Here is an 11,350-nt window from a genome sequence, read left to right as displayed (position 1 = left end):
CAAGCGGATTTCGCATTATGAACTTGACTAGCCGATTTTGGCGGTGCCGCTTCTAGAACATTGCTCCGGTCTAGCTACTGATCAGAGCCAGGCCATGATCAAATCCCCGGCCCAAGGACCGTAATCTACAGGTCCGGGCCTATTGGGGGCAGATGCAAATGGCAGCTCGTTAACTGGCGTGCCAAGGCCAATGTCATCATCTACATTCTCTGTCACAAGCCGATCCTTCCAGACACGTTGGCGCGGAACAACTCGCCGTCTCGGATGTAGCGCTGCAGCATGGCGACGCTGCGGTGCCGGGTCTGCCGTTGGATGTCGCGCTCTTCCAGGCCATGCGCGGCGGCGCTGGTGGCGAGGCCGGCGCGGAGGCTGTGCCCGGCGAACATCGCGGGGTCGAGGCCGGCGACTTCCGCGCGGCGTTTCACCACCAGCGCCACGGCCTTGTCCGAAAGGCTGTCACCGACGCGGCCATGGCGATCCAAGGAGCGCAGCAAGGGGCCTGTCTCAATGCCGGCGGCCTGTCTCCAGGCGGCCAGCGCTGCGACCGGGCAGGTCGCGGTGCCGGTCCCGGCGATGCCGACAACCTGACCTTCGCCGACCTGGTCGCCCTTGCTGCGGCGGATGGTGACGCGGAGGCCGCCACCAGAGGCATCCTCGGCCAAGTTCTCCACCCGCAGCGCCACCAACTCGGCGCGGCGGAAGGCATCAGCAAAGCCCAGCAGCAGGAGCGCCCGGTCGCGCAGTCCAACCAGATCGCTACGGCAGGTGCCGACCATGGCCTTCACCACGTCCACCGTCGCCGGTGCGGCCTGGCGCTGGGCGCTGCCGTGCTGCCGGCGGATACCCTTCAGCACGGCGGCGATGGCGGGGTGCTTCATGTCGAGCTGGTGCCCAGCCATGCGGTGGCCGATGGCGATGGCCGCCAACCGGCGGCCCAGGGTGCTGACCTTCAACGTCCCGGCCTTGTCGGCCAGGTAGCCGCCAACTGTCTCCGGACGAGCGGGCAGGGCTCTAGGCCCTGCCCCTGGCACCAGGCGGCAAAGCAGGTCCAGTCGGTGCCGTACCCCTTCCGAGTCGCGTCGGCACTGGCCGTGCTGGCATAGCCGGCGGCGCGGGCGAAGGGGCCGGCGTGGAGGGTGGCGATGCTGCCCTGGGTGGACGTGGTGAGACTGCTGGCGGCCACCTGACTATTTCTTACACTTCCGATAAGGTTCTCTTATCGGAAGCCAGGATGCAGGCGCAAGCGCCATCGTTGCAAAGCCGACAGCAGGGCGGTCAGCTACCGCCGGAGCTGGAGCTTGGTGGTGCCGCAGACGATGTTGGCGAAGGCTGAAACCGAGACTGCGAGACAGCATGGCGGGGCTCTCTGCCGCGCGGCGGTGCTGATGGCTCCCGCAAGTGAACCAGGCCCGCTGGTTATAGGGCGCGGGCTGAGGAGGCATCATGGCCACATTCGGAAAAACGCTGGCCATGGCTAATCGCCTCGTCCGAAAGGGCGATCAGCCCGTCGCCCGCTAACTTGTCCTCATCGCGGCAAATTACCGAAACAACTTGGCGGCCACGGCCAGGGAGTAGCTGCGGGTTCTGGAAATCGCCCCAGCCGAATGCGCGGGCATCTTCGCTTATAGCGCGTACAACGCGAAGCGCGGGGTCAGGATACCTCGGCGGCAGGGCGGCACCGCCGTGGCCCTGCACGACAGAGACGGATTGCGGCGGCGAGACGCGCGCCCACGCGCGCACCGCGCGAGGGTACCGGGTGGGGGAGGAGGTAACGCGAAAGGGTCCTCCGCGGCCGACTACATCGAGTTCTGCTCACCCGATCTCCAATTCCGCCGCTCCCAGGATCTTTGTTGGGTCCTCAAACCCTTCGGGTATCTCTCCGCCCGGAAGACTCCAACCTATCCCGATGGATGAAATCCAAAACTTTGTAGCTGACATCTGAGAGGCTACGTGGGACAAGCACGGCAGGCGGGCGACGGTGCAAGCCAACAGATGCGGCCGATCAATCACGATCGACGCTTGTTGGGACCGTCCATGATCCGAACCCCTCCGTTCACGCCCGCTGCGAATTCTTTCGGCGGCAATTCCGCACCGCTTATCGCTTCCGATCGAGAGGTCGCTCGTCTGCTTGGCTGCGCTCGTGCCACCGTGTGGCGCGCAGTCCATACCGACGATTCCTTCCCTCGGCCCGTTCGCCTTCTGGGTAGGCGCGTAGGTTGGCGGATTTCAGAGATCGAGGCGTGGCTCGCAGCGCGCGAGCCGGCGCACTGATCGTGAAGATCTATCATCGGCGCTTGCTTGGTGCCTTGTCCATCGGACACATCCAGGACAGCAGCTCAAGAGGTAACCGGTCGGTTGCGGTCTTTGGCCACCCGGAGCGGACCGGTGTAGTGCACCGGAAGATGCGTGGGACGAGCGCCGGGTCGATGGCGCACGGTCTAATACGCCGTGCAGCGGTAGAGGCAAACCCTGGAGGTCCGTCACTCCGTTGGCGCCGTCCGGCTACTCACTTTCCGTGCACCTCGCCACTCGCGGGCAAATTGACATGAGAACACCGAAGACCGGTCGGACCGCCAGCCGTCCGGCAGAGCCCTCACCAGCCTCCCTGGTATGGACCGAGGAGCGTTGCGCTATCCTTGCAGCATATCTGTTCCGATTTATCGAGGTGACTTTCGGGTCGGACGTGGCGAAGCGGATCTGGGCCAAGGCCTCGCGGAAGCCACGCGAGCGTAGCATTAAACAGCTATCGGATGGTGACCTCGGCCTGGTGCGACGCTATTTGGCCGAGCGGCAGAAGGCCGAGGGGGAGAACCCACAGCCAACCCGCAACATGTTGGCGCGCCGGGTCGCCCAAGCCATGACACCTGAGAACGCACGGGCGCTGGGGATCAATACCTACGCCGTCGGCGGTGATTTTCTCCGTGCCGTAACTCTGGCTGTGATTCGGCGGGTCACTCTCTATGAGAAGTATGCGAACGGGCACCGGACGGCAGCGGCCGCCCTAGATCCAGAATCTGTTGTCCTCAACATCGATCGGCTGCCGCTGCTCCCCGAGTGAACGGGTCGAACTGCACACCTGTTCCACGACAGACGTCTGGCGTCACGCCGAAACTGTCCGCATCCCGATACAGGAGCCATGAAAGGACATGAACGCCTACCACTCCGCGAAGGAGGTCGCTGAGCGATTCGGTATCAGTGAGTGCACCCTGGGACGCTGGCGCGAGGAAGGCGAGGGGCCGCCGTACCTTCGCCTTGGGCGGCGGCGCGTCGCCTACGCTGCTGCCGGCCTTGCAGCCTGGGTTGCAGGGAACACTCACCCGAACCGGATTGCAGAGATGGCGGAGAACGCAGCGGGCAACTGCGAATAGCCCATTTCGCCACACACGCGGTCTTAGCTCCGCGAAATGGCGGGGCTGCCTCGTCTTTCAACGTTGCCGCCCCGCCGAATACTCTGCCAACAACCTAGTGTTCGCAGGCGCGGTCCCTTTTTGCAAGGACCTCGACATGTCTGCTTCTTGCTTCCACGCCGGTGCTGCGGCGCGGCTGCACGTCCTGCACGGCCAGCCCGTCATGATCCTGGCCCGCCCGCCGCTGGAGCCGACACCCGATCTCCTGGGCCAGCCTGGCGGGATGGTGGTCTTCGCGCATATTGCCCCAGGGGCGGACCATCTCGATCCCCTCAGCGAAGCCCTGGCCGCTGGCGCGCTCTCGCAGGGTGGTGTCGTCGCGCTGCTCTTCGACAACTCCACCGATGCCATGGCTTATGCATCGCGTATCGCTCACGACGACCGGGCCTCCGCCCCGGGCGGTGTGGCGTGAGTGCCGACAGTATGGGCCCGATCAGCATGGAAGCCGTCGCGCCGATGCCACGCTGGGTTGGCTGGAAGAACGTCCTCCGCGGCGACAAGCCCGACGCCAGACCCACGAAGGTCCCCTTCGACGCAAGAACCGGACGACGGGCTGAGGCCGACAATCCTGCGACCTGGGCGCCCCGCAGCGCGGCCGAGCGATGGGCAGCACAGCACGTCAACGGCGAAGGCGGCGGCGTCGGTCTAGAGCTGGGCTCTCTCCAGGAGGGGGGCACCCTCGCCCTTGGCGGCTGTGACCTCGACACCTGCCGCGACCCCGCCTCCGGGGAGATCGAAGCTTGGGCAGTGGAGGTGATCCATCGCTTCGCCAGCTACACCGAAGTGTCCCCATCGGGGACCGGCGTGAAGGTCTACTTCTTGTACTCGACCACTGTCTTGCCACCCTTACGCGCCGCCATGGGCAGCAAGTACGGCAGGACGTGGAAGCGCCCAGGCAAAGAGCACCCGCCCGCCATCGAGCTGTACCTGGCGAACAAATACTTCGCGGTGACCGACCAGCACCTGACCAACACGCCGGCCGATATCCGCTCAGTCGATGTGGCGACGTTGCTCTGGTTGGCGCGCGAGGCTGGCCCAGCCTTCGTCACGGTCGGCAAGGCATCCCAAGACAGCGCCGCTCCGGGCGGCGGCGACACGCTGGTGGCTCGCCTCCACCGGGCGATAGGGTCCAACGCCACGCTCGCCCGACGCTGGGCGGGCGACATGGCGGACATGAACGACGGCAGCCGGTCTGCGCTCGCAATGGCGCTGGGTGCCCTCCTGAAACGCGAGGGCTTCAGCTTCGATGAGACATGCGCGCTGCTGCGGCGGTGCGAGCACACCCGCGACTGGGTTGTTGAGAAGGGCGAGGTGGCGGGAGCCCGCGAGCTGCACCGGATGTGGAATCGAGCGAGCGCCGACTCTGAGTCTCGTGAAACTCTCGACCGGGTTGCGATACGCGAGACCAAGACCGAGAAGATCATCGCGGCGGTCCTCGACGCTGGGGTGACGTTCTGGCGTGATCCGCGCGGGACCGCTTACGCGACCGTACCCCGCGAAGGGCGGACCGAGCGCTATCCGGTCCGCTGGACTGCGTTCAAGAACATCGTGCGACTAATCTATGGCGACGCGAACCCGGTGACGGTGAAGGGCAAGGCCGGGGAGACGGTGCGGCCAGGGGCAGTGTCGGATCACTCGCTGTCTGAAGCGCTCGGGGCCTTCGATGCCTTCGCGCTACGCGGCGACGAGCGGGAGCCGCGCCCGCGCCTCTGCCGCACCGCCGACGGTGCCGTGTGGCTCGACCTCGGCTGCCCGGACTGGGCGCTGGTCAGGGTAACGCCAGAGGGCTGGCAGGTGATCGATGGTGCCGACGTGCCGCTGATCCGGCCGGCGGGGCTCGGCGCGTTGCCGGTGCCGCAGCGTGCGGCAGGCGCACAGGATGGGCTGCATCGCCTCCTCAACGTCCGACCGGGGCAGGACGGGCGCCCCTCGGACGACTTCATACTGGCAACTACATGGTTGGTCGCGACGCTTTACCCAGAAGGTCCCTTCGCGGTTCTCGCGCTCGACGGCGAACAGGGCAGCGGCAAGACGACCGCGGCAAAAATGCTGCGACGGTTGGTGGACCCGAACACGGCGGACGTGCGGGCGGTGCCGAAGGACGAGCGCGATCTTGTCATCGCCGCGCGCAATGGCCGCGTCGTGGCGCTCGACAACCTCTCCTCGCTGTCCCCGGAGATGGCTGATGCGCTGTGCCGCCTAGCGACCGGCAGCGGGCTTGGGGAGCGGGCGCTATTCACCAACGGCGAGGAGCACGTCGCCTATGCGCAAAACCCGGTGCTGCTCAATGGCATCCCGTCCCTGCTCGCGCGCGGCGATCTAGCCGACCGGGCCGTCGCCATCACCCTGCCGGCGATCCCCGACGATCAACGCCGCCCGGAGGCTGAGGTCTGGCAGGACTTCAACGCGGCCGCGCCAGGCGTCCTCGCGCTGCTGCTCGACGCGCTGGTGCTGGCATTGCGCGACGCGCCTGGAATGAAACTGGAGCGACTGCCGCGCATGGCCGACTTCGCACGGGTCGCCTGCGCTGCGGCACCCGCCTTCGGCTGGACGGTCGACCAGATGCTCGCCGCCATGGCTGACAACCGGGCCGGCGCCGTGGCCGGGGTGATCGAGGCCGACACCATCGCCGCGACGGTCCAGGCGATCGCCGCTGAGGAGGGCATCTGGCAGGGTACAGCGTCGGAGCTGCTGCTGGAGATCAACGGTCGCACCTCCCCTGACCGCCAGCGTGAGCGCGACTGGCCGAAGGACGCGACCCGGATGTCGGGGAAGCTGCGGCGGGTGGCGCCGGCCCTGCGTCGCGCCGGGGTCGACCTGGCCCTACCTGAGAGCGGCGGCAGGGGCGGCCGCATGATCACGATCCGTACAGTGGGCACCCAGCGTTCCGAGTGTTCCGAGCGCTCCGGCCAGACAGCCTCCGCTTCTGAACCGGATCGCTGGGACACTGGGGACGCTGGGAACGCTGCTGGTCCATCGTGCGAAAATGCGGCGGATGAGGTGTTGCTCTGACTGCCGCCACGGTCCTGGCGCGGATCGAGGAGGCCGGCGGCATGGCCTCCTTGCGGCCGGATGGGCGGGTGGCGATCGGCAACGCCTCCCGCCTCCCAACGGAGCTGCTGGAGGAGGCGCGTCAGCACCGGGAGGATATGGCGGCCCTTCTCGCCGCCCGCGCCGCCGAGACCGCGGCACCGGGAAGCATTGGCCTGTCCGCCATCCCGTCTTGCCCGGACACATGGCTCCGTTCGATCGCTGGGTCTGTTGCCCGAGCTCTGGCGCAGGGGGCGTGCCGCGAGCGCGACCCCGCAGGCTGGCTCGTGCTGGTCCGCCCGGACGGCCGGCGGGCCATGGTGGCGCCGCACGTTGTCGCCTCGCTGGCCGAGGTTGGGCTGCTGCCCTCACTGCCGCCGGAGCAGGAGATGGACACCTCCGACCTGGGCTGCCCGCCCGCCTGGTCCGAGCCGTTCAGTCCGCCATCGGGGAGCTGGTGCACGGCCTGCGGCCGGTTCACCCAGACCGGCGGGCGCTGGTGGCGCGAGGCTGAGAGGCCGGGTTGGTGCTGCTGGACCTGCCATCCACCGGATGGACGGCCAGCGACAGCTGTGGTGGAGGTGCGGACGTGATCTGGGAGGGCTGTCCAGCGGATAGGGAGCAGGATGGACCGCGATGGGTCGAAATAGGGGCACGGTAGGTCTCGGCTGTATCGGCGGAATGGTTGAGCTGGGAGCTCGTCGAGGATGTGTCAGAATGCGTCTAGGGCGGCCATGAAGGCTGGTGGCAGGGGAGATGGAACGGCCACACTGAGTTCTCCTCAACACCCTGCAGCGCGATTTACCGAGCGACCTGAGGCAGGTCCGGCACAACTCGCCGGACCGATACTCCATCGCCGGGGTGGACAACCAGGCAATTCCAACGCCCTAAAGCATGGTCGGCGGTCCCGGCAGGCGGAAATCCAGCGTGCGGAGACAGCCGCGGCCCTGAAGACTGCCCGGTGGCTCCTGCGCCAGCTCGGCACGCTCCAGGGGCGATGCCGGCCTCGGCCGGTTCGCCTTCGACAACTCCGACATCTCGATGCCGAAGCTCGGCACCTCCTCAATGCGTTGGGGGTGCCAGTCGCCTAACGGCCAGGATGACCCGCTGAGGCCGGTCTAACACATCGATGGATACGCATCCGGGCAGCCTCGATGCAGGATGCTGCATCGTTGATGGTAGCCAAGGCCACCCAGGCGACGCGGCTTGGGCCGCGTCCTTCGTCTGCCGCGCTGCCGCGTGCTGTCCGCCTGCGGCAAAATCAGCCTGAGGTGGGATGGGCATGGCGAACCTCCCTTGGTCGCCAGATTGAATCAGCCTGTCGGCGATATGGAATCCCTAACGAGTCACGCTCTCGGCGACTAGGTCTTAGCTCAAGGTCAAGCCGTTGCTGCTATCGGGGGATGGACGTAAGACACCGTGTGCCCGAAAGCGATCAGCCACAGCCAAGACAACTCCAGCCGTCCAGGCTCCTAACTGGGCGCGACCTCCTACTTCTGCGCCAGAGCAGGCGGCAAAAGCGCTACGCCGAGCTCTCGGACGAGGAGCGGGATGTCTACTCGCGCATCGACCTCCTCCTGCGCGACATGGCGAGGACGGTACAGGCGGCGCTTGGGTCGGACGCCGCCTTTCCAGCCAAGCTAACCAGCGGCTTTAATCCGCAGAGCGGCGTGCGCGGCGCTCTGCCCAAGGATCTGTGGTTCGGCGTCCACAACGCCGCGAACCTGCCCGACTTCGTCGGTATGCCGCAGCTCTTCACAATTGTATCCGAGCGCGGGGTCGAATACGGCTTCGCGCCGGCCATCCACCCCAGCGACTTCTCCCAGCAAGGGATTAAGGACAAGGTCCGCGCGGCTGCCCCAGAGATCTTCGCTCGTCTGCCTGCCCCGGGCTCGGCGCCTGCGGCGCGGCTGGCCGCGGAACTCCGGCGCAGCGGCGGCTGGCGATTCCGTCAGAAGACCCGTCTTGAGCCTGGACCGGGCGAGTTCGAGAATTTCGACGAATGGCTTGCTTTCCTGAGGTCCGATCGCGGCCGCCATTGGGCAGGCGGCGCAATCAGCCGCTACGTCACCGCGGACGAGTTGGGGCAGGTTGGCTCGGACTTCACGACCCAGCTTTGCGAGGCCGTCGAGCTCTTCGGCCCGCTTCTGCATGACCTCACTCCAGGCAGCGAGCCCGGCGAGCTGCCGCCAACGCCCCCTTTCCTCGACGACAGCGTCCCGCCCGTGAACTCAGATGCGGCGCCCGCCCAGGCGGTCGAGGCGCGGCCGCCCTATCCCATGGAGCGGGCCGTTGAGGGGTTGTTCCTGCCGGAGGAGGAGTTCGCACGCTGGCTCGCGGTTTGGCGCGGCAAGCGCAACCTGGTGCTTCAGGGGGCGCCTGGGGTCGGCAAGAGCTTCATCGCCCGCCGCCTCGCCTATGCGCTGATCGGCTACGAGGACCCAGGCAGGGCCGCCATGGTGCAGTTCCACCAGTCCTATGCCTATGAGAACTTCGTGCAAGGCTTCCGCCCACGCGAAGGCGGTGGGTTCGAGCTGCAGGACGGCGCTTTCGTCGCCTTCTGCCGTCGCGCCCTCGCGGACCCGGATGAAAGCTACGTTTTTATCATCGACGAGATCAACCGCGGCAACTTGTCGAAAATCCTTGGCGAGATGATGCTGTTGATTGAGCCGGACAAGCGGGACCGAAGCTGGGCTACCCGGCTTGCTTACGCCTCGCCTGACCGGCAGGCTGCTGGCGACCCCATGCATCAGCCCTTCCACGTACCAAAAAACGTATTCCTCATCGGGATGATGAACACCGCCGACCGCAGCCTAGCGGTGGTCGATTACGCACTGCGCCGGCGCTTCGCCTTTGTCACGGCGCAACCGGCTTACGACCGGCCGGCCTTCGCTGCACACCTTGCCGGCAAGGGGGTGCCAGTCGCGTTGGTAGCGCAGATCTGCGGTCGGATGGCGGCGCTGAACCGGGAGATCGCCGCCGACCGGGCCAACCTCGGCCCGGGCTTCTGCATCGGTCATAGCTTCTTCGTGCCGCGCGACGACGCCGAGGTCACGGGAGAGGGTTGGTACGAAGCTGTGATTGCAACCGAAGTCCTGCCACTCCTCGAGGAGTACAGCTTCGACGACCCTGACAAGGTCGAGCAGTGGCGCCGGATGCTGCTAGCGCCCGAGCCCTGATGCGCGCGCGCGCGATCCCGATCAGGAACATCTACTACCTCTTCCTGTATGCCTGGGGGCGCTTCGCCGAGGGGCGGCAGGTGGAGGTCGGCACAGACGACAGCCCGGACTTAGCCAACCTGCTCGCGCGAGTCTTGGCCAACGGGGTGCGGCGTCTCCTCCGGCGTGGGATTGACCGCGATTACCAGGAGCGCATCGAGGAGCTGAGACACCCGCGGGGACGCCTTTTGCCCTCTCCATCTATCGCCGGCGGCGCGCTGGTGCGCCAAAGGCTAGTCTGTGCCTACGACGAGCTGACGCCGGACGCTCCGGCCAACCGCATCCTAAAGGCTACCCTACGGCGGCTTGCCGCACACCATGAGGTTCAGCCCGGCCTCAGAGATGAGCTCAGAACCTTGGCACGGCGCTTCGATGAGGTGCACGACGTCCCGCTTTCGAGAAACCTGTTCCGCCGCACGCGACCGCCGCGAGGCGGTGGCCACTACGACCTGCTGCTGCGGATCTGCGAGATGGCGTTCGAGGCTTCGCTACCCGAGGAGGGCGGCCGAGGGTCAAAATTCACTGCTTTGCTTGAGGACGAGGTTCGCATGTCGATGGTCTTCGAGCAGTTTGTGCGCAACTTCCTTGATCGGGAGCAGTTGGCCTACCGCGTTGGCGCGGAGTTCGTTGAATGGAGCGCCGGGGAACTGGATCAGCTGCACGAACGCTATCTGCCCGGAATGCGGGCGGACGTCGTGCTGCGATCGGACGCTGAGGTCGTCATCATCGATACCAAGTTCTATGCCGAAACATTCAGAGCCTACCGCGGAGGGCATCCGCGAATCCGGTCAGAGCACCTGTACCAGATCCTGTCCTACCTCGAGCATGCCGGGCGTGCGGACTTGTGGCGCAGGCCTGTGCGAGGTCTGCTCGTCTATCCGTCTATAGACGGACAGGAGCTCCGCCTCGACTACACGCTCGGATCGCACCGCATTGGGGTTCGGGTGATCGACCTGGCGCGCCATTGGACACACGTTCACGAGCGGATGCTCGGCTTGGCCTTGGGCTAGGATCGGACCTCAGAGTTCTGCGGCTTCGTGGGAAATTCCCAAAGCCTTTCCGGAAGCAATATCAGTCATTTGCAGGAACAAGAAAGGCGTTGCTTGCCCGGACATCCATTTGGTCACGATCTGTCCGGCGATAATTCCTCCTGCCATCTGAAAATATCTGGAAAACTTCTGATGCATCAGATGTGTCGATAGCCGGCGGGTGAGTTTGACCGGCCTCTGGTTATCGGCGACGCCTGCGAATCTCCGCGGCCGTCGCCGTGCCGGGCGAGCGCTCGAGAAAGGCGGGCAAAGCCCGTGGCGGTGCGGAGATAGTCCTTGCGGGTCTTGTCGGTAAACCCGCGCTCGGTCATGTCGGCGATGAAGCGCTCACGCAGGCCGTCACTGGGCCGTTGCGGGTGAGAGAAGGGTCATGGAGAGCTCCTCTGGATCGGGGGAGCTCTCAGCGTCGGCCCGGGTCTGGGCCCGCTCAACTCAAGCGCGCCGTGCGAGGTGGCGCCGCGTCAGCGCCAACAGGACCACTCCCGCGGTAGCGGGTTCGTTCTCCGGCCAGACCACGCCAGGATTGTGAGTTTGGGTTGCCCTGTCGCGAGGCTCACGCGGGAGCACCGAGACGGACGAGGCGCTGAAGGTTGTAGGTGAGCCCACGCAGCAACGCCTGGACGCGCTGCGTCGGATCGAGCTTGGC

10 protein-coding genes are annotated in these 11,350 nt (G+C 66.2%); 8 read left to right on the top strand and 2 right to left on the bottom strand.

Translation table 11 applies throughout. The features are described 5' to 3' along the window. Positions 1 to 212 precede the first annotated feature (212 nt). Positions 213 to 953: a site-specific integrase gene (locus JMJ56_RS19570; RefSeq protein ID WP_202833461.1), complete on the bottom strand. Its 741-nt coding sequence runs from the start codon at positions 951 to 953 to the stop codon at positions 213 to 215. Between the two features lie 1,039 nt (positions 954 to 1,992). Between JMJ56_RS19570 and JMJ56_RS35550 the strand changes: the two genes are divergently transcribed. From JMJ56_RS35550 to JMJ56_RS19530, 8 genes are all read left to right on the top strand, one after another. Continuing rightward, positions 1,993 to 2,271: a helix-turn-helix transcriptional regulator gene (locus JMJ56_RS35550; protein ID WP_202833460.1), complete on the top strand. Its 279-nt coding sequence runs from the start codon at positions 1,993 to 1,995 to the stop codon at positions 2,269 to 2,271. 274 nt (positions 2,272 to 2,545) lie between these two features. After that, complete coding sequence (locus JMJ56_RS19560; protein WP_202833459.1) at positions 2,546 to 3,058, top strand: hypothetical protein; 513 nt, start codon at positions 2,546 to 2,548, stop codon at positions 3,056 to 3,058. 88 nt (positions 3,059 to 3,146) lie between these two features. Continuing rightward, complete coding sequence (locus tag JMJ56_RS19555; RefSeq protein WP_202833458.1) at positions 3,147 to 3,368, top strand: helix-turn-helix transcriptional regulator; 222 nt, start codon at positions 3,147 to 3,149, stop codon at positions 3,366 to 3,368. A 136-nt stretch (positions 3,369 to 3,504) separates the two neighbouring features. After that, positions 3,505 to 3,819 carry a hypothetical protein gene (locus JMJ56_RS19550; protein WP_202833457.1) on the top strand — a complete coding sequence of 105 codons (315 nt, stop codon included), beginning with the start codon at positions 3,505 to 3,507 and terminating at the stop codon, positions 3,817 to 3,819. A gap of 11 nt (positions 3,820 to 3,830) precedes the next feature. Then, positions 3,831 to 6,419, top strand: a complete 2,589-nt coding sequence (locus JMJ56_RS19545; RefSeq protein ID WP_202833456.1) for a hypothetical protein — start codon at positions 3,831 to 3,833, stop codon at positions 6,417 to 6,419. Between the two features lie 41 nt (positions 6,420 to 6,460). Next, on the top strand, positions 6,461 to 7,030 hold the full coding sequence (locus tag JMJ56_RS19540) for a hypothetical protein (protein WP_202833455.1): 570 nt from the start codon (positions 6,461 to 6,463) through the stop codon (positions 7,028 to 7,030). 561 nt (positions 7,031 to 7,591) lie between these two features. Further along, positions 7,592 to 9,616 carry an AAA family ATPase gene (locus JMJ56_RS19535; protein WP_202833454.1) on the top strand — a complete coding sequence of 675 codons (2,025 nt, stop codon included), beginning with the start codon at positions 7,592 to 7,594 and terminating at the stop codon, positions 9,614 to 9,616. After that, complete coding sequence (locus JMJ56_RS19530; protein WP_202833453.1) at positions 9,616 to 10,665, top strand: 5-methylcytosine restriction system specificity protein McrC; 1,050 nt, start codon at positions 9,616 to 9,618, stop codon at positions 10,663 to 10,665. Before JMJ56_RS19535 ends, JMJ56_RS19530 begins: the two co-directional genes overlap by 1 nt. 9 nt (positions 10,666 to 10,674) lie before the next feature. On the opposite strand, the gene JMJ56_RS19525 is transcribed toward JMJ56_RS19530, so the two are convergent. Continuing rightward, on the bottom strand, positions 10,675 to 10,842 hold the full coding sequence (locus tag JMJ56_RS19525; RefSeq protein WP_202833452.1) for a hypothetical protein: 168 nt from the start codon (positions 10,840 to 10,842) through the stop codon (positions 10,675 to 10,677). Between the last annotated feature and the right edge of the window lie 508 nt (positions 10,843 to 11,350).

The sequence above is a fragment of the Belnapia arida genome, from assembly GCF_016773205.1.
In the GTDB taxonomy this organism is placed as follows: domain Bacteria; phylum Pseudomonadota; class Alphaproteobacteria; order Acetobacterales; family Acetobacteraceae; genus Belnapia; species Belnapia arida.
This window is presented reverse-complemented; position numbering and strand designations above follow the sequence as displayed.

Excerpts from the sequence above, each read along its gene's own strand:
- JMJ56_RS19545 (WP_202833456.1), top strand. The coding sequence starts at position 3,831 with ATGGGCCCGATCAGCATGGAAGCCGTCGCGCCGATGCCACGCTGGGTT.
- JMJ56_RS19550 (WP_202833457.1), top strand. The coding sequence starts at position 3,505 with ATGTCTGCTTCTTGCTTCCACGCCGGTGCTGCGGCGCGGCTGCACGTC.
- JMJ56_RS19530 (WP_202833453.1), top strand. The coding sequence starts at position 9,616 with ATGCGCGCGCGCGCGATCCCGATCAGGAACATCTACTACCTCTTCCTG.
- JMJ56_RS19525 (WP_202833452.1), bottom strand. The coding sequence starts at position 10,842 with ATGCATCAGAAGTTTTCCAGATATTTTCAGATGGCAGGAGGAATTATC.
- JMJ56_RS19555 (WP_202833458.1), top strand. The coding sequence starts at position 3,147 with ATGAACGCCTACCACTCCGCGAAGGAGGTCGCTGAGCGATTCGGTATC.
- JMJ56_RS35550 (WP_202833460.1), top strand. The coding sequence starts at position 1,993 with ATGCGGCCGATCAATCACGATCGACGCTTGTTGGGACCGTCCATGATC.
- JMJ56_RS19560 (WP_202833459.1), top strand. The coding sequence starts at position 2,546 with ATGAGAACACCGAAGACCGGTCGGACCGCCAGCCGTCCGGCAGAGCCC.
- JMJ56_RS19535 (WP_202833454.1), top strand. The coding sequence starts at position 7,592 with ATGCAGGATGCTGCATCGTTGATGGTAGCCAAGGCCACCCAGGCGACG.
- JMJ56_RS19540 (WP_202833455.1), top strand. The coding sequence starts at position 6,461 with ATGGCCTCCTTGCGGCCGGATGGGCGGGTGGCGATCGGCAACGCCTCC.